At 57.4% G+C, this 17,907-nt stretch carries 13 protein-coding genes; 5 read left to right on the forward strand and 8 right to left on the reverse strand.

The genetic code is table 11. The annotated features are described in order from the left end of the window. Nucleotides 1-17 precede the first annotated feature (17 nt). The 7 genes from tssH to tssB form a co-directional block, all read right to left on the reverse strand. A complete protein-coding gene (gene tssH / locus AC4PCC_RS16700; protein ID WP_492125263.1) occupies nucleotides 18-2,687 on the reverse strand; it encodes a type VI secretion system ATPase TssH in 2,670 nt (889 codons plus the stop codon). 330 nt (nucleotides 2,688-3,017) lie between these two features. Further along, the gene (locus tag AC4PCC_RS16705; RefSeq protein ID WP_492125264.1) at nucleotides 3,018-3,509 is read right to left on the reverse strand and encodes an Hcp family type VI secretion system effector; all 492 of its coding nucleotides are present in this window, start codon (nucleotides 3,507-3,509) and stop codon (nucleotides 3,018-3,020) included. 3 nt (nucleotides 3,510-3,512) lie between these two features. Further along, nucleotides 3,513-5,198 carry an OmpA family protein gene (locus AC4PCC_RS16710; protein WP_492125265.1) on the reverse strand — a complete coding sequence of 562 codons (1,686 nt, stop codon included), beginning with the start codon at nucleotides 5,196-5,198 and terminating at the stop codon, nucleotides 3,513-3,515. Continuing rightward, a complete protein-coding gene (gene tssL / locus AC4PCC_RS16715; protein ID WP_492125266.1) occupies nucleotides 5,198-5,935 on the reverse strand; it encodes a type VI secretion system protein TssL, short form in 738 nt (245 codons plus the stop codon). The genes AC4PCC_RS16710 and tssL overlap by 1 nt, the downstream gene beginning before the upstream one ends. Next, nucleotides 5,932-7,281 (reverse strand): type VI secretion system baseplate subunit TssK, encoded by a 1,350-nt coding sequence (gene tssK, locus AC4PCC_RS16720; RefSeq protein ID WP_492125267.1) that lies wholly within the window; start codon nucleotides 7,279-7,281, stop codon nucleotides 5,932-5,934. Before tssK ends, tssL begins: the two co-directional genes overlap by 4 nt. 18 nt (nucleotides 7,282-7,299) lie before the next feature. Further along, nucleotides 7,300-8,847, reverse strand: a complete 1,548-nt coding sequence (gene tssC / locus AC4PCC_RS16725) for a type VI secretion system contractile sheath large subunit (protein ID WP_492127551.1) — start codon at nucleotides 8,845-8,847, stop codon at nucleotides 7,300-7,302. 44 nt (nucleotides 8,848-8,891) lie between these two features. Then, complete coding sequence (gene tssB / locus AC4PCC_RS16730) at nucleotides 8,892-9,389, reverse strand: type VI secretion system contractile sheath small subunit (RefSeq protein WP_492125268.1); 498 nt, start codon at nucleotides 9,387-9,389, stop codon at nucleotides 8,892-8,894. 887 nt (nucleotides 9,390-10,276) lie between these two features. On the opposite strand from tssB, the gene AC4PCC_RS16735 reads away from it, so the two are divergent. Further along, complete coding sequence (locus AC4PCC_RS16735; RefSeq protein WP_492125269.1) at nucleotides 10,277-11,197, forward strand: PhzF family phenazine biosynthesis protein; 921 nt, start codon at nucleotides 10,277-10,279, stop codon at nucleotides 11,195-11,197. 157 nt (nucleotides 11,198-11,354) lie between these two features. Here AC4PCC_RS16735 and pdxR read toward each other — a convergent pair whose 3' ends face one another. Further along, nucleotides 11,355-12,845, reverse strand: coding sequence for a MocR-like pyridoxine biosynthesis transcription factor PdxR (pdxR, locus tag AC4PCC_RS16740; protein WP_492125270.1), 1,491 nt, complete (start codon nucleotides 12,843-12,845; stop codon nucleotides 11,355-11,357). 107 nt (nucleotides 12,846-12,952) lie between these two features. Here pdxR and gabT point away from each other — a divergent pair, with 107 nt between their 5' ends. The 4 genes from gabT to AC4PCC_RS16760 all read left to right on the forward strand — a co-directional run bounded on the left by gabT (nucleotide 12,953) and on the right by AC4PCC_RS16760 (nucleotide 17,879). Continuing rightward, entirely contained in the window at nucleotides 12,953-14,239 is a 1,287-nt protein-coding gene (gabT, locus tag AC4PCC_RS16745; RefSeq protein WP_492125271.1) for a 4-aminobutyrate--2-oxoglutarate transaminase, read from the forward strand. A gap of 84 nt (nucleotides 14,240-14,323) precedes the next feature. After that, nucleotides 14,324-15,736 (forward strand): GABA permease, encoded by a 1,413-nt coding sequence (gene gabP / locus AC4PCC_RS16750; RefSeq protein ID WP_492125272.1) that lies wholly within the window; start codon nucleotides 14,324-14,326, stop codon nucleotides 15,734-15,736. A 257-nt stretch (nucleotides 15,737-15,993) separates the two neighbouring features. Then, complete coding sequence (locus AC4PCC_RS16755; RefSeq protein ID WP_492125273.1) at nucleotides 15,994-16,683, forward strand: response regulator; 690 nt, start codon at nucleotides 15,994-15,996, stop codon at nucleotides 16,681-16,683. Beyond that, nucleotides 16,680-17,879 carry an ATP-binding protein gene (locus AC4PCC_RS16760; RefSeq protein WP_492125274.1) on the forward strand — a complete coding sequence of 400 codons (1,200 nt, stop codon included), beginning with the start codon at nucleotides 16,680-16,682 and terminating at the stop codon, nucleotides 17,877-17,879. Before AC4PCC_RS16755 ends, AC4PCC_RS16760 begins: the two co-directional genes overlap by 4 nt. Nucleotides 17,880-17,907: the final 28 nt, after the last annotated feature.

Here is a 17,907-nt window from a genome sequence, read left to right on the forward strand (position 1 = left end):
TTCATTAAAACTGCATTTTATTGCTTGTGAGTTGCTTCATCATGACCGAATACAAGTTCAATCCCGTCGTCTTCATCCCACCCCAGGGTGAGTGTCTGCGGTTTCTGTTTTGCCGCCATGTGCGTCAGCAGCTGCTGGCTCAGTACCGGCAGGATTTGTTGATTGAGCAGGCTGTCGACGTTGCGCGCGCCGGTATCCGGCAGCAGGCAGGCGGCGGTCAGGGCGTCAAACAGGCTCTCACCGATATGAGTTTTCAGGCCGTAGTGACGGTTCAGGCGCTTGCTGACCTGTGCCAGCTTCATTTCAACGATGTTACGCATGGCCGCTTCGGCCAGCGGGCGGTAAATCACCGTCTGGAAGCGGGCCAGCAGTGCGGGCTGGAAGTGGTCGCGCAGGATCGGACGCAGCAGTTCGTGCAGATCGCCTTCGGTGGCATCCGGCTGCTCATCCAGCAATTGCATCAGATGATCGCTGCCAAGGTTGGAGGTCATCAGAATAACGGTGTTACGGAAGTCGATTTCGCGCCCTTCCCCGTCGCGCATAAAGCCGCGGTCAAAGACCTGATAAAAGAGGTTCATCACCTCGCGGTGCGCCTTTTCCACTTCATCGAGCAGCACCACGCTGTACGGACGCTTGCGCACCGCTTCGGTCAGGATGCCGCCCTGGCCGTAACCGACGTAGCCCGGTGGTGAGCCTTTCAGCTGGGAAACGGTGTGCGGCTCCTGATATTCAGACAGGTTGATGGTAATCAGCGACTTTTCGCCGCCGTACAGCACGTCCGCGAGTGTGAGTGCGGTTTCGGTTTTCCCGGTGCCGCTCGGGCCAACCAGCAGGAACACGCCCTGCGGGCCGCGCCCGGACGTCAGCCCGGTTTTGGCGGCGCGCAGACGCTGGGCGATGGCGTTGAGCGCAACGTCCTGGCCCACGACGCGCTTGCCGATCTCCCTTTCCAGGGTCAGCAGTTCGGTCTGTTCGTCCTTCATAAGTGAGGAGAGCGGCACCCCGGTCCAGTCGGCAATCACGCTGGCGACGGTGCGGGTGTCCACATCCAGCTGTACCAGCGCATTATCCTGCCGGAGAGTATCCAGCTGCGCCTGCAGATTGTAGATATCGGCCTGATGCCCCTTCTCTGAACGGACAGCCTGACGGCAGGCCATCAGCCGTTCACTGAGGCCTTTTTCCTCCGTGAAGCGGGTTTCAAGCTGCTCCAGGGCATCGGTTCTCTCCTGGCGCTGCTGTTCGATGACGGCAAGACGGTCGCTGTGTGTATTGCCACCGACCGACATATCCTCCAGTAGCGCCTTCTCTTCCAGCTCCAGCGCCGTTAGCTGCGCTTTCAGATGAACCATCGCTTCCGGTAAGGTATCCAGGCTCATACGTACGCGTGCCGCCGCGGTATCGAGCAGGTCGATCGCTTTGTCCGGCAGCTGACGCCCGGTCAGGTAACGGCGGGAGAGCGTGACGGCGGCGCGCACGGCAGCGTCGGTGATATGCACGCCATGGTGTTCGGCATAGCGGGATTTCAGGCCCCGGAGCATCAGGCAGGCCATCTCGTCGTCCGGCTCATCGACCAACACCCGCTGGAAGCGACGCTCCAGCGCCGCATCACGCTCAAAATACTGCTTGTACTCGCTCCAGGTGGTCGCGGCGATGGTTCGCAGTTCGCCCCGCGCCAGAGCAGGTTTTAACAGGTTGGCGGCATCTGCGCCGCCCGCCTGATTGCCCGCACCGATGATGGTATGGGCCTCGTCGATAAACAGCAGCACGGGCGTGGGCGACTGCTGTACCGCATCGATGACGTTTTTCAGCCGCTGTTCGAACTCACCTTTTACACCCGCGCCCGCCTGCAACAGGCCGAGGTCAAGGGTGCGCAGGCTGACGGTTTTCAGCGATTCCGGAACGTTGCCTTCGGCGATACGCAGGGCCAGACCTTCCACCAGGGCAGTTTTACCCACGCCCGGTTCACCGACAAGAATCGGGTTATTTTTACGGCGACGGGAGAGAATATCGACCATCTGGCGAATTTCCGTATCGCGGCCAAACACCGGGTCGATGTTGCCCTCTCTGGCTTTGGTGGTAACGTCGAGAGTGAATTTATCCAGCGCGTTCTGCAGGGCCGGGTTCAGTTCGCCCTCTTTCAGCTCTGCCCCGGCAGGACGGCCGACAAATTCCACCTCGCTGCCGGGGTACTGGGTCAGTTCGGCTTCCAGTTGCAAATCCGGCCGCTCGTCAGACTGCGCATCAAGCAGCGGACGCAGGCGGGAGAGCTGGCTCATCCCGAGCGTCAGCAGTGGCCACAGACCATCACAGTGGGCAAGTCGCTGGTTTTCCGTCAGCGCCATCAGCAGGTGAACACTGCGGATACTCTTCTCTCCGGCCAGCGAGGCCTGCATCCAGGCTTCCTGCATCAGTTTCTGGATATCGGCAGACAGCTGCGGGCGGCCGCGCACGGAGCGCGGTTGATTATCCAGCCAGCCGAGCAAATCCTGCCACAGCGCATCCATATCCCACTCGTAGCGACGCGCCAGCACCGTCAGGTCACCTTCGCCCTGCTCCAGCAGTTTCAGCAGCCAGTGCTCCGGCAAAATTTCCGCATGCGCGCGGGTCTGGCAAAGCGAAGCCGCGCCTTCCATCGCACGGGCACAGTAAGGGTTCAGACGTCGCAGCAGGATGGCGGGATTTTCCATGAAGTTCTCTCTTTGTCGGTTCCTGGACACGCTACCGCCCATCGCTGTTTCCCGTGAAGGGGACCAGAGCGCATGCGGTCGGGCTGGCAGTTTGTGGGTTTCTTTGCTCAACGTCCGCCCGGGCAGAGGTTCAGCAAAGAACAGCGGAAAGGTCACCCCCTCCGCTTAAGAACGAGGATTACGCGATATATGACGCACTAAGCGATTACGCTAAATAGTTCGCGTCACAGGAAGGCGGCAAGGTCATGAGTCCCCGGGAGCATAGATAACTATGTGACCGGGGCGAATGAATGCAGCCAACGCACCTGTGGCGCGAAATATGACGCGTAATCAGGCGGTGGCGCGTTCGTTCCAGCTATCGGAATGAACGATGTTGCCGTCTTTGTAGGTCCAGGTGATTTTTTCGTAACGCAGCTCGATGGCTTCGAGGTGATTATGCTTCTCGAAGGAAGGATCCTTGATGTCGTGCATTTTCGGCGCGACTTTCACCAGCTTGACGTTTTCCAGTTTGGTATTGAAATACTCCACTTCCTGGCCCGCATTGCTGATCTTGTACCACCTGAATTCGGCAGACATCAGGGTCTTACCGGTGGTCGCCGCCTTGTACAGGTACGGGCTGGAGGAGTCGATTTCCTTGGTGAACAGAAACGGGGTGTGAATACGGGTCCCGGTCAGCTTGCCGGTATTATTGTCGGTCGGGATGTACAGGCAGTGATCCTGCGCAATCACTTCGATGCTGCCTTCACGATCTTTAACATCGACGGAACCTTTAATGTCCGCACCGCCGTCGTCTTTCAGCCAAAGATAAACAGGAATAGCCATGTGTTATTTCTCCATTTCATGGTCGTGCACGCCATCATCCTGCGATGGCGCGTTGGTGTTGCCTGGCATTCGACAGGCGTTGGCCTGTGGAACCAGACTGATTTCAACACGGCGGTTAAGCGCGCGGCCTTCCGCAGTGTCATTGGTCGCTGCCGGGCGGCTGTCGCCATAGCCCTGCACCGCAAAACAGCTTTCCGGCACGTCGCCGGTGTCGCGCATCCAGTTACGCACCGCTTCGGCACGCTTCAGGGACAGCGGCTGGTTGATCTGCTGGCTGCCGGTGTTATCGGTGTGACCCGCCACCACTATCAGCCAGCCCGGCTTCGCCTTAACGCCGACCAGGGAGTTCACCAGCATTTTGGTCGAGTCATCTTTCAGATCCGCTTTGCCGGAATCGAACAGCGACATACTGTCGAGGCGGATAATTTTCGGTTCCGGCTTCGGTTTGGTTTTTGGCGGCGGCGGCGGCGGCGCCCAGGTGTCAATCGCCTGCTGAACACGCAACCACAAGTACTCACCCGTATAGAGACCCAGACCATACCGCTGCGGTTCACCCTGCCGCTGCCAGCGTTCCAGCAACAGTGCATCCTGCTGTAGGGCATGCAGTGACTGAGCTTTAGGGACGTAATGCGTCATCGGGATGGCGTACCAGCGCTGCAGGTCCGAACTGACCCGGCCGATGAGAGACTGGTTATGCATGACGGACAAGCCTGTTGCTGCCAGCGTACAAAGAAACAGGACAATGACCACCCGGCGCCCGGTTTGGCCCCCCTGCAACGGCATGCAAAAAGGCGCCAGCAGCGGCAGTACCGGATCGGCAAAGTGCCACAACGCGGGATAAGAGATGACCTGCGGCGGTGGCAGCAATGCTGAATGACGGTAAAGCCACTGCGGCCACATGGCGCCAGAGAGGGTTCTGATTGCGCCACTGCGTAGCACCACTGCTAGCGGTACTACTGGCGGGCAGAGCCGGTCTGGTTTCGACAGCTCATCCAAAACCACCTGCTTTAGCAGGCTTATCATCTGAGTCAGATACGGCAAACAGGTCACGCTCTCCGGTAGCCGTTGCCATTCATCCAGTGTCAGGGCAGGCTCATCCACCAGGCAGACCAGAGACATTTGTCCCCTGAGCACAATCCATGGCGTTTCCGGGCCTGAAAACTCCCCCGTCAGCACCACCGGTGGCGTATGGCCGGAAAGGTTCTTCAGCTGTTTCACCTGTTGACGCAGAGCTTTCAGGGAGGCGCACAGTAGCCCTTTATCATCATGTAAATCAGGCATAACCCGGTACATGACAACCAGTTGCCCAGCCATGCGCGGTTGACGAACCAGTAATCTGTCAGCAAAAGCGCTCAGACTCTCCGGTATACCTACCTGCAGATAGCAGCCCTGCGCGGTGGTGCGACAGGGTCCGGCAGAAAACAGGTTGTCACTGAGGTCACCACAGACCAGCAAAACCGGACCGGTAAACCCCTCCGGAGGATAAAATCCGCTTTCTTCCTGCGCTTTCACAGAGCCCAGCCGCCCATAGCGCCTGCACGTAATCACCAGCGCCGTAATGCAGGCAGCAACTGCCAGGCTGCCTTTTAGCAGTCCGACACCATTCAGGAATCCCCAAATCAGCCAGAGCATTGCAGCCAGACAAATCAGCACCGGAAATAACGCCCGTAACAGTACAGGTCTTCGCATCAGTGCAGCTCCGGCAGTTGCTGATGAAGCAGAACCTGTAGCCACAGATGGCCGCCGACCCAGACTGAGGCCGTCAGCAGCACGGCGAGGATTATCCAGAACCACACAGAACGCAGGAGGTTGTAACGGCGTTTCCCGGTCTTATGGACCACCAGAGACACGCCGGGCTCCAGTGGCGGAACGCGATCATTCAGAGAGGCCAGTGTTTCTTCACGCTGCTTCTGTCCCACCCCGGACAGACTGAATTGCCCCTGAAACCCCAGCGCCAGCACCCGCTGGTAGCAGACCAAAACTGCCGGAACCGGAGAGGGCTGACGTAAAACCTCAGCGATACGGTCATACAGGGCTCCCCCGGCACGCAGCGAGCCGAAATAACGTGCCTGTAACGGCGCGGCGCGCCAGGCTTTCACCCCTTCATCAATCTTTACGTTCTGCGCTGCTTCGGTTTCGGCGGCCTGTTCAGACTCAGGATCGGGCGCATCGGATCCTGACGAAACTGCAACCGGTTTGCGGTTCATCACCGCTTCATCCAGCAGGGCACATTGCGCATAGGAGATATGCGTGATGCTTTCGCTGTCATACCCGGCCTGCTCCAGCGCTTCCCTGACGCTTTCCACCTGCGCACAGCAGTTTTTATAGAGCGCCTGACCATCTGGCACTCTGGCTCCGTGGCGGAGTTGCGCCACGGTAAGCCAGGTGTCCGCCAGAAGACTGTCGATATCGATATCGTTTCTCATGAGCGCAGCACCGCAAAGAGTTCAAGCTCCAGTTCACCCAGCAGCGACGGCACATAGAACAGACAGACGCCCTGCTCCAGCATGTCGTGTGCCGCACGGCTCTCCATATCCAGCACGAAATACTGGTTTTCCAGTCGTATCGGCAATGCCGCAGGGACACGGCTCAATGGAATCAGTCCTATCCCTTCCATCGCCACACCGGATATTTGCCCGACGTCATCAGGAGTCCCCGCCATTGCCATTTCGGCAAACTTCCCGGCCACCTGCCAGGCAGGCAGATTTGAACGGACAGAAAGATAGAAATCTGCCTCTTCGCGCAGGCGGATATCGTGCAGTACCGCTTTCCAGGTCTGCTCGTCCTGACGGATCATGTTCACCGCCACGACACGTGATGGGAGGCTGGCTTCCAGCAGTTCACCGATCAGTTCGAACAGCGGCGGGAAGGTGTTTTCCAGAGCCTGATGGTCATAGCCCGGAATGGCATCAAGGTCACGGTCCAGAGAAAAGGTCAGCATGCTACCGGCCAGACGCGCCAGCTCTGCCCACACCTGCTCCGGATGGCGGGCCGGGTAACGCTCAAACTCGGAGAGGACACGGGCGTGGGTGTTCAGTGCATTAAGCAGCCAGAACAGAGACACATCAGCCACGGCAAAATCCGCCATCCGGTCGTTACTTTCACGGCGCATGGCCATCAGGCGCTGACGACGGGATCGCAGCTGCCGGTTAAGCAGTACCAGCCGCTCGTGCAAAACGTGGCTTGCTGAGAACAGGGCCATCGGCGGCACAAATTCAGGATCCTGACGCCAGCCTCCCTTACCATCACGCAGCAGACGAGCCACCGCGCAGGTCTGCCAGGCATCGTTACTTTCATGATCAAAACGAAAGGCGAGATTAAACCGGGCCACGGCTATCGGCTCTTCTTCCTGACCAAAAGCATCCTGAATTGTTACCCACTCTTCGCGATAGCGCAGCGGGCGCTCAGCCTGAGCGGTCTCCGTCTGGACATTAACAATGCCGGCTTGCATTACCGGTAGAGCAACCAGAACGGTCACGCTGTCTGCCCGACCAGAAGCAGGCAGCATGACTTCCCGTGGCTCGGGTGGCAGGTCACTGCTTTGGGTATCAATCAGCGTGCCGTCAGGTAACCACAGGCGCATCGCCTGCGCCTGAATCAGACCGGAAGCCAGAAGGGCATCATTGAGTTCAATCCGCTCAACGCCCCACGGAAAGGAACTGATCAACGTGGACAATCCCGCGCGGGAAAATGCGTCCCACTCAGACTGCTGCTGAAACTGTTGCGGGGCCAGCAAGGCCCCTTCGTTCCATAACGGGCGATAAATCTTCATCCCTGATTACCCCTCGCCTTACGCTTTCGCCTTCGGCATCTGAGAAACCAGTGACAGGTTGACGTCCATGCCTTCTACCTGGAAGTGCGGCACCGCATACAGTTTCACGCGGAAGAAGCCCGGGTTATCTTCGATATCTTCCACAATCACTTTCGCATCGCGCAGCGGGTGAGAAGCCTGCAGTTCATCGCCCGGATCGGTCATTTCGGTCACCAGGCCGCGCACCCAGGTGTTGAGCTCCAGCTCCAGCAGACGACGGTCCTTGGTGGTGCCGATGTTTTCACGCTGAATAAGCTTCAGGTAGTGGGCGATACGTGACAGCAGGAAGATATACGGCAGACGCGCGTTGATGCGGCTGTTGGCCGTCGCATCGGCGGTGTCGTACAGGGCCGGTTTCTGGGTGGAGTTCGCTGAGAAGAAGCAGGCGTAGTCGCGGTTTTTGTAGTACGACAGCGGGATAAAGCCGAGGTTGGCGAATTCAAATTCGCGGGTTTCCGGGATCATCACCTCAGACGGGATCTTTACCTGATTACCGGTACCCAGATCGTACAGATGGATGGGCAGGTCCTGAACGGCACCACCGGCCTGCGGGCCACGGATTTGCACGCACCAGCCGTTGTTAATAAAGCTGCGCACCATGTTGGCCGCAAAGGCAAAGGAGGCGTTGGTCCACAGGTATTTGTCGTGATCCGGCCCCTTCACTTCTTCAATGTAGTTGAAGCTGCGCACCGGCACGGTATCCGGGCCATACGGCAGGCGACCCAGCACGCGCGGCATCACCAGACCGATATAGCGGGAGTCATCCGTCTCGCGGAAGGATTTCCATTTAATATACTCAGCGCGGTCAAAGTAGTTACCAATATCTTTGATGGCGGCGACCTCTTCCATCGAGTCTTTGAGGAAGAATTTCGGACCCGCCGAGCCGATAAACGGCATATGAGCGGCAGCGGACACTTTGGAGATATTGCGCAGCAGCGCCACGTCCTGCGCAGACGCATCAAATTCATACGCGGAAATCAGCGCGGCAATCGGCTCGCCACCCGGGCTGTCGTATTCTGCGGTATACGTGTGCTGGTACAATCCGCTCTGAATAATTTCCGGCGCGTCTTCAAAATCCTGACGCAAATCCTCTTTTGACAGGTCGAGCAGCTCGATTTTGACGTTCTGACGGAAGTCTGTTTTGTCGACTAAAGATTTCAGTCCACGCCAGGTGCTTTCTGTTTTCTGAAATTCCTCATGATGCATGACGGCATCCAGCTGGCGGCTAATCTGGTAATCGAGCTCAGCGATATGGTGGTCAATCAGAGACCTGTCCAGCTTCTCGACTTTTGCACCCGATTTAGTCAGGCACTCCAGAAAGACCTGCATGCCAGCCGTTAAACGTTCATCCGCGGTCGCATCCGACATCGCCTGCGCGTCCTGCCAGATATCCAGCGCGCTCAGCGTTGATACCGGGCTCAGGTTGATTTTTTCAAACAGGGAGGCATACACACCACCGACTTCAGGACGTTCCAGCACGATGCTTTCGCCACCCGCAGCATTCTCATTTTTTACAGACATCAGCATTTCCTTCATTAATCCGTCATTAATCCGTTAAGTATCGTGACCGTTTATGGCTGTTTCGGTGCCAGGGCAGACAGCTCGGCTCTGAGTTCAGCGCTGAGCGTCGCATCGAGCAGAATTTTTTCCAGCTCTTTGCGGAATGTCGCGTTGTCCAGCAGGTTAGCCTTCAGGTCGCGCAGCAGACTGCGCATGGCGAGCATGGCCCTGAGCTGGGGGATTTGACGGGCAATCTGCTCAGGTTCGAAATCTTTCATTTCACTGAAGGAAAGACTGACGTTTTCTTCACTGCCGTCACCGGCCAGGGTGTTTTCTACAGAGAGGTTTACTGAAGGAGAGAATTCGGATAACACGCTGTCAAAGTTGTTTTTATTGATGCTGACCTTTTCACGCTCAGACACCGGGCGCTGCTCGGCGCCATTGCTGTAATCCCCCACCACCATAAGCTTGAGGGGCAATTCGACTTTTTTCTGCGCGCCGCCCGTGTGCAGGCTTAGCTGGATATTAACGCGGGCTTTGGGGATTTCGGACTGATAGGAGTTAGACATGACTGTCCCTGTTCTATGGAGTGATAGAAACGGTCAATGCCAGTGAGAAATTAATTAAGAAAAGCTTACCCGGCCAGAATACCCTCCCTGATCACGTCATCTGACATGAATCAAACCCTGGAGTTAAAAGCAAGCACAATCCATTCACCAGCAGGCTGACACTGTATTTTGGGTATTTATCTGAAAGCGAATAATTTCAGATAAAAACCTATAGACGCGAGTGTAAGAATGTTAACCAGGGTAGTGTGAATAAAAATATGTAACAAAGTTTTACAGGCGCTACGTTTGGTGAAAAAAGACCATCTGTTTGATTTATAGGAATTTTCCTAGCATAAGCCCTTTAATCCTTATGGAATAAGGATGTACGGTAAATGATCAATTTGACTTAGCGTTAAAAATCGTAAAAAAATTCGTCACCTGTATGAATGATCTGATTTTAATTTTTATTAAAAAATCTTTACCCACTCACTACGGGGCAAGCGGTATGTTGATAAGAGTCTTCAAGAAAAAATCTTTCTTATTCACTTAAATACTGTACCTGTTGATTCCAACACCGAAGACACGGTGTTTAGGGCTGCTGCGGCTCAACGAGTATCTGTACATCGGGGCGGCAAAATGTTGAATTAGTGCAAGGCTACCCCCGGTATCAGACCTGGTCGCATCTTCGCCTGTTTTGCCGATCGGCATCTCTGAGCATGATAGCGCAGGGCCAGGGAAGCATCGTAATGATTAGCGGCCGCGGAGGTACTGTTCCTTCTCCGCGGCATTTACCGGGCGCCAGCGTTAACGCCGCCGTCAACCTTCGCCCGCGCTGAGCGTTGCTTTTTCTGTCAGCCAGAAGAGAGCCAGCCCGGCCATAAGAACTGACTTTAACAAGGAAAAACTGAATGATGAGTTTACAACAGTCGCTGGCTGCGTTGCCCGCCGGAAAGGTCGTTACGGTCGATGTATTTGCTGCCGGACCTCATGGGGGCAACCCGGCACCTGTCGTCTTAAATGCCAGCGCGATGAGCGACGAGGATATGCAGGCTGTCGCTCGCCAAACCGGTCATGAAAGCGGTTTTGTTAAAGCGGCACCGGCGGGCAGCGATTATGATTTTTCGCTGCATTTCTGGGTTCCCAATCATGAAATGGAGATGTGCGGGCACGTTACCGTCGGAACGGTGTGGCTGATGACCAGGCTGGGGATATTAACGCGGGATAAAGCGACCATTCTTACGCGCAGTGGCAAGGTTTATGCCCGCATCGTGCGCAGTGCCATTGCAGATGAATTCAGGGTTGAAATCACCCAACCCGCGGGGCAGATTTCAGCTATACCCCGTAGCGAAGTATTACAGCCAGAGATTCTGTCGCTGCTCGGCATCAAACCCGATCAGCTGGCAGATGCACCTGTCATCAACGCCTGCACCAGCCGGATTAAAACGCTTGTGCCACTCAAAGACGGTCAGACTTTACATAATTTACAGCCAAATTTTAGCCTTGTTGCCGAACTCTGTCAGCATCTTGATTCGACCGGCCTGTATCCTTACGCCCCCGACAGGGACAATCCGGGCAGCTTCTTTGCTCGTCAGTTTCCCAAATCATCGGGCTACCAGGAAGATGCCGCGACCGGGATTGCCGCTGCGGCACTGGCATTTGGCCTGCGCCACGGCGGGCAGATAGACCCTCAGCAAAAGCAGGTGATTATCCGTCAGGGACAGGCGATGGCCCGCCCGTCGCAGATAGAGGTGACCTTCCGCTTTAATTCACGGGGCGAAGCCGAAGGCTGCTGGTTAGGTGGAGATGTGCGCTATAGCGAAGATCATTAAACCAGGCCTGGACCCCGCCCGTATCGGTATCGCCAGTGACAGTGCTGAGGGCGAGCAACGTTTATCACGGTTAGTGCTCCGGGGTATTGCCAAATGACCATGCGCTGGCCCCCGGGTATTTTTGCTTCAACTGTTCAACGTCCGTCATTATCACGCCTCAACATAGCGAAATCCCCGAGTCAGTCAGGCAGGATTTCAATATTCCAAAGGCTCTGAGAGCCTGTTTTTCATTCACACAGGCATAGCCGAGCAGCAGGCCGCGCTCGTGCTGAAGCTGCATATAGTACTGGGAAAGGGGCCGCACCTTGACGCCCCGCCGCAGGGCCAGCGCCGCGATAGCCACATCGTCGCTGCCCTGGGGTAACCTGATGACCAGGTGCAGCCCGGCATCATGATCGCAGGATGCCAGAAAGCGATCGCCGAGATATTGCCCGATCAGTCGGCAGAGAAAACGGCGGCGCTGCTGATAGAGCAGCCGCACGCGGCGGATATGCGCCGCGTAGTGTCCTTCTTCAATAAATTCTGCCAGCGCCCGCTGCACCAGCAGGTGGCCGCCGCGATAAAGCTCCGAGGCCGCTACCCGCAGCGGGGCGATCAGCGCTTTAGGCACCACCATGTAGCCGATGCGCAGTGCCGGATAGAGCGTTTTGCTGAAGGTGCCCATGTAGATCACCGGCGCATCCGCCTTAAGGCCCTGCAACGAAGGATAAGGCTGCCCGGAAAAGCGGAATTCGCTGTCGTAATCATCTTCCACTATCCAGCTGTTGTGCCGCTTAGCCAGCGCCAGCAGCTGCAGCCTTCTTTCCGGGCTGAGATGCACCCCCAGCGGATACTGGTGAGAAGGGGTAACGAATATCATTCTGGGCGTCGGCGTGCCAGCGGGTAAGTCAACCACCAGCCCCTGATCATCCACCGGCACCGGGTGGATTTTTAAATCATTTATCCGCAGCAGATTGCGCGTTCCCCAATATCCCGGCTCCTCAATCCATACCCAGTCGCCCCGATCGCACAGTACGCGGGAAACCAGATCGACCGCCTGATGTATGCCCTCCGTTATCAGGATTTGGTCGGCGTCGGCCTTGACTGAACGGGCAATGCGCAGGTAACCGGCCAGCGCCTGCCGCAGATCCGGGCAGCCGCCGTCGCTGCTGTAGATGAGCCGGTCAACGCTGGGCTGGCGGTTTAGCCGCGCCTGGATCTGGCTGAAAAGCTTGTGAGGGAACGCCGTAACGTCCGGCGCGCCGGGGACGAATGCCCCCCACTGATGCGGGGAAGCGGTGGCATGGCCGATAAGGCTGGCACCTCGCTTTGACAGCCTCGAGAGCGGGTTGGCGTTAGCCGTGACAGCGGTAAGGGTCTCGCCACTTTGCAGGCAGCTCTCTGGCAGCGTGGCGGCAATCCACGTCCCGCTGCCCGTGCGGGCTGTGACATACCCCTGAGAGGTCAGACTTTCATAGACGAAAATCACGGTATTACGCGATACCCCCAGTTCCCGCGCCATGTCACGCGTGGCGGGCAGGCGGCTTTCAAGGGGGAAGACCCCTTCCAGAATAGCGGCCTGCAGGCACTTAAGCAGCCGCTGCTGGAGTGTTCCTCCCTGCATAAGCTGCAGGCGTTCAGATATGTGATCCGCGTATAGCGTACGCAATTGGCTCTACTCCTTCGTGCTGAAATGGCTCTGGTATCAGGTGGCAACTCACCCGTAAATAGACCTGTTATTTACGTTTTGTAAACACATTATCGCGAGGACGTACGATGAGCGTTAAAAAAAAGAGTATGCAGCAGAGAAAAGAGCAGGCAATCCCGCGTGGTGTCGGCGTCCTCTGTGACTGGTATGTCCAGTGCGCTGAAAACGCCACCCTGTGGGATGATACCGGACGGGCGTGGATCGATTTTGCGGGCGGCATCGCGGTTCTGAATACCGGACATCGTCATCCGCACGTTGAAGAAGCGATTGCGCGTCAGCTACAGCTTTTCACCCACACCGCCTTCCAGATCACCCCCTATCAGAGTTACGTTGAGCTGGCCGAGCGTATTAACCGCGCCGTGCCAATCGCGGGGCCAGCCAAAACGGCGTTTTTTACCACCGGCGCTGAAGCCGTGGAAAACGCCGTGAAGATAGCCCGCTCCCACACTAAACGACACGGCATTATCACCTTTGGCGGCGGCTTTCATGGCCGCACCTTTATGACCATGGCGATGACCGGAAAAGTCGCGCCCTATAAGCGCGATTTCGGCCCAATGCCCGCCTCGGTGTGGCATGGCCGCTATCCCAGCGCGGCGCATGGCATTAGCGTAGACGATGCTCTCAACAGCCTGCACGACATTTTCAGTCAGGATATCGCGCCGGAAGACGTGGCGGCTATCGTGCTGGAACCGGTCCAGGGTGAAGGCGGCTTTCGCATCGCCCCCACGGAGTTTTTACTTCGCCTGCGCGAGCTGGCGGACAGGCACGGCATTTTGCTGATTGCCGATGAGGTGCAGAGCGGCTTTGGCCGTACGGGCAGGCTGTTTGCGATGGAGCATCATCCGGTAAAAGCCGATTTGATCACCATGGCGAAAAGCCTGGCGGGCGGGATGCCGCTCTCAGCGGTGTCGGGTCGTGCAGAGGTGATGGACAGCCCCACGCCGGGCGGGCTGGGCGGTACCTATGCCGGTCATCCGCTGGCCGTTGCCGCCGCGCACGCGGTACTCGACGTTATCGAAAAGGAGCAGCTCTGTGAGCGGGCGCAGGATCTCGGCGCCCGGCTGATGACGTTCCTGCATCAGGCGCAGAAGTCCGACTGTGGTATCAGCGACGTCAGAGGGGTCGGTTCGATGGTGGCCGTGGAGTTTTACCATGCGGACGCGGCGAAGGCGGTGCAGCAGCAGGCCATGGATCAGGGCCTGCTGCTGCTGACCTGTGGCCCGGCCGGCAATGTGATCCGCTTCCTTTACCCACTGACCATCCCCGACGAACAGTTTACCCAGGCGCTGGCGATCCTGTCCCAGATGCTGGGGATGCATACCGCTGACAGCGCAAGCCCTGCCGTCACGGCCTGATACCGGGTCCGCCGTGCGGACCCCCTTACCCATCAAACAGGGTCTGCCACTACGGCAGGCTCTGGATGTTCCGGAGGAAAAATCATGTCAGCATTCCCGTCTGAAAATGGTGCAATGTCACACGGCCTGAAACCACGCCACGTCCGTATGCTGTCGATTGCCGGTGTTATTGGTGCCGGTCTGTTCGTCGGTTCCGGTCACGCCATTGCCGCTGCGGGGCCTGCCGTCCTGCTTGCCTACCTGGCAGCCGGTGTGCTGGTGGTGGTGATTATGCGTATGCTGGGCGAAATGGCGGTCGACAGCCCCGATACGGGGTCGTTTTCGACCTATGCGGATAAAGCGCTTGGCCGCTGGGCCGGTTTTACCATTGGCTGGCTGTACTGGTGGTTTTGGGTGCTGGTGATCCCGCTTGAGGCAAACGCCGCCGCCACCATTCTGAATGCCTGGTTTCCGCAGATTGCCATCTGGATGTTTACCCTGGCGATCACCCTTGTCCTGACTGGCACCAACCTGCTAAGCGTAAAAAACTATGGTGAATTTGAGTTCTGGTTTGCGCTGATCAAGATTATTGCCATTATCGCTTTCCTTATTGTCACGGCGCTGGCGGTCACGGGGATGCTGCCCCACAGCGGCGTCAGCGGCGTTTCTCATCTGTGGGATACGCACGGTTTTATGCCCAACGGTATGGGTGCGGTCATGGCCGCGATTCTGACCACCATGTTCTCCTTTATGGGAACCGAAATCGTTACCATCGCCGCCGCCGAGTCAAAAAACCCCGGGACCGAGGTCACCAAAGCAACCAATTCCGTTATCTGGCGCATCGCCCTGTTTTATCTTCTTTCGATCTTCTTTGTCGTCGCGCTGGTTCCCTGGAATACGCCCGCGCTGGCTAAGGTTGGCTCGTATCAGACCGTGCTGCAGGCAATGAATATCCCTCACGCCCGGCTAATTGTTGATCTGGTGGTGTTAGTGGCGGTATGCAGCTGTCTGAATTCCGCGCTCTATACGTCTTCACGCATGCTCTATTCACTGGCCCGCCGTAAGGATGCCCCGTGCGCCGCTGGTCGGACGGACGCAAAAGGCACGCCACGGATGGCGGTACTGCTCTCCACCGCGGCAGCGTTTATTACCGTGATTGCGAATTACCTCGCCCCCGCTGCCGTATTCGAGTTTCTGCTCGCCAGCTCAGGCGCCGTTGCCCTGCTGGTTTATCTGGTGATAGCCGCCTCTCATCTGGTGATGCGCAAACAGCGCGAAGCGAGAGGGGAGAAAATCACCTATCGGGTCTGGCTTTTCCCGGGGCTAACGTGGCTGACCATCGGGTTTATCATTACCATCCTGACGGTGATGATCTTCTCGGTTGAACACCGCTCCGAGATGATTGCCACCGCCGTGCTGGCTCTGAGCGTGGTGATTATTGGCAGGATAGTTCATAGCAGGCAGACGGTGGCAAAGCGTACCCGGCTTAAGCCTCTGCACTCGTCGGACCCTCTCTGACCAATAAAAAAATCCCCGCAGGCGTAAACCTGCCGCCGGTAGCCTGAGCCGTGAATGCCTTCGGCTCCGGCACGGTCATAAGCAGGCCTGCCGTTGTAGCAGGGTTAATGTATGCCATGTTTATTTTGATTATCATTCTTCGCTCGCCATCCGGGAGCGCAGCCCTCTTTGCGATCGGCACCGAATTGCAGGGTAGAGTCCGGCTCCCCTTTATCGCTTTGGGATAAAACATAACATCATCAGGAGAGGGAACAGAGATGAAACGCGTACTGATTATCGAGGATGATGCCGATGCTGCGGGCGTACTGGAAGCCTACCTCCTGCGGGAAAACTATCAGGTGTCCATTGCTGGCAACGGGCTGGCCGGGCTTGAGATGTCACATCGCTGGAAGCCGGATCTCATTCTGCTGGATGTGATGCTACCCGGCATGAACGGCACCGAGGTGCTGGCCGCCGTGCGCCGCAGGACCGACATCCCGGTTATTATGGTGACGGCGATGAGCGATCCTTCGGATAAAATCGGTGCGCTACGCTACGGGGCCGACGATTACGTGGTCAAACCCTATAATCCGGGAGAGGTGGTCGCCCGCGTCCAGGCGGTGCTGCGCCGCACAGCGGCCCATGCGCAGAGCGCGACGCGGCTTCGCTGGCTCAATCTTGAGGTCGACCCGCTAGCGCTGACGGCAGTGGTCGGCGATGAGGAGCAGGGCCAGCAGTGGCTGGATCTTACGCCAACCGAGTTCGCCTTACTGGCCTTTACCATGCGGGCACAGACTCAGCCTTTCTCCCGCCAGCAGCTGCTGGAGCACTGCCTGCCCGACAGCGAGGCGCTGGAGCGCGTGGTTGACACCCACGTTTATAATCTGCGAAGGAAACTAGAATCAGCGGGGATTACTAACGTGCTACACAACGTTCGCGGCGTCGGCTACCGGTTCCGTCAGCCATGAAGACGCCACATCAGCAAACGCTCTGGCGCTGGATTTGTCTGCGGGTACTGACGCTGGCCATTGGTTCAGTTGTCCTGATTGCCTTTAGTATGTGGCTGCGCTTTGTTATTCAGAATCTCTGGGTGCTCCACCATATGCCACCGGCGAAGCGCAGGGAGTTTGCACTGCTGCTGGAGCACCCGGAGCGCGACCTGGCCCGTTTTCACCATCTGATGGATGCCGGCTGGGGGATCAGCTACTCGGCCCCCAACGTTGCGTCGGCAGACTGGCTGATGCTGGGCGTGCTGGTGGTGATTGCCATCCCCTTTATCGTGCTGTTAGGGCTGCGCTCTGCGCGCCCGCTCTCTTTGCAGTTCAGCAGGCTGGCAACGGCGGCGGGTGCGATTGCCCGGGGGGAATTTTCCACCCGGGTGGGCATTGTCGACAAAGCCCCGGCGGAACTTGCTCGTTTTACGCGAAATTTCAATAGCATGACTCACCAGCTTGAACGATACGATCGGGAGCTTCGCGCCTCCCATGTGGCAATGGCCCATGAACTGCGTTCTCCCCTGACGGCCGCTATCGGGCGGTTACAGGGGATGATTGACGGCGTGTTTAAACCCGAGCCTGCGCAGTTGCAGATGGTTATGAAACAGTTGATCCTGCTTAATACCCTCACCGATGAGCTGCACCTGCTGTCGCTCGCCGATGCCGGGCGCCTGTTATTAACCCACAGTAAACTGGACCTGGTCGAGCTGCTCCAGGAGCGGGCTACCTGGCTAAAACCGCAGGCCGGGGCGGCTGGCATGGCGATCGCCATCAGCCCCTCATCCCCCGTCCCCTTTATGGGCGATAGCTTTCGCCTTGGGCAGGTCTTTACGATTATTATGGAAAATGCCCTGCGCTACGCCTGTGAAGGCAAGCGGCTGGAGGTTGCCGTAAGCCGTCGCCCGGAAGCCTGTGAAATTACCTTCAGGGACTGGGGGCCGGGCGTGACGGAAGCCTTCTTACTGACCATGTTTGAGCGCTTTACCCGTGCCGAATCTTCACGCGCCAGGCACTCTGGCGGCAGTGGCTTAGGGCTGTCTATTGCGCGAGCCGTGTGTGAGGCCTGCGGCGGTACGGTTTACGCCAGCTTACCGCCCGGTGGAGGTCTGCAAATCACCCTGCTTTTACCGGTTACCGCCGCCGTCGCCGATAAAAAAAGCGAAACTTGACCATCTCTTGATAATAACTACAGGGAAT

This window comes from Erwinia sp. L03-1 (assembly GCF_058686115.1).

Bases quoted from the DNA above. Each gene is read 5' to 3' on its own strand.
- tssH (WP_492125263.1), bottom strand. From the start codon at position 2,687: ATGGAAAATCCCGCCATCCTGCTGCGACGTCTGAACCCTTACTGTGCC.
- AC4PCC_RS16705 (WP_492125264.1), bottom strand. From the start codon at position 3,509: ATGGCTATTCCTGTTTATCTTTGGCTGAAAGACGACGGCGGTGCGGAC.
- AC4PCC_RS16710 (WP_492125265.1), bottom strand. From the start codon at position 5,198: ATGCGAAGACCTGTACTGTTACGGGCGTTATTTCCGGTGCTGATTTGT.
- tssL (WP_492125266.1), bottom strand. From the start codon at position 5,935: ATGAGAAACGATATCGATATCGACAGTCTTCTGGCGGACACCTGGCTT.
- tssK (WP_492125267.1), bottom strand. From the start codon at position 7,281: ATGAAGATTTATCGCCCGTTATGGAACGAAGGGGCCTTGCTGGCCCCG.
- tssC (WP_492127551.1), bottom strand. From the start codon at position 8,847: ATGCTGATGTCTGTAAAAAATGAGAATGCTGCGGGTGGCGAAAGCATC.
- tssB (WP_492125268.1), bottom strand. From the start codon at position 9,389: ATGTCTAACTCCTATCAGTCCGAAATCCCCAAAGCCCGCGTTAATATC.
- AC4PCC_RS16735 (WP_492125269.1), top strand. From the start codon at position 10,277: ATGATGAGTTTACAACAGTCGCTGGCTGCGTTGCCCGCCGGAAAGGTC.
- gabT (WP_492125271.1), top strand. From the start codon at position 12,953: ATGAGCGTTAAAAAAAAGAGTATGCAGCAGAGAAAAGAGCAGGCAATC.
- gabP (WP_492125272.1), top strand. From the start codon at position 14,324: ATGTCAGCATTCCCGTCTGAAAATGGTGCAATGTCACACGGCCTGAAA.
- AC4PCC_RS16755 (WP_492125273.1), top strand. From the start codon at position 15,994: ATGAAACGCGTACTGATTATCGAGGATGATGCCGATGCTGCGGGCGTA.
- AC4PCC_RS16760 (WP_492125274.1), top strand. From the start codon at position 16,680: ATGAAGACGCCACATCAGCAAACGCTCTGGCGCTGGATTTGTCTGCGG.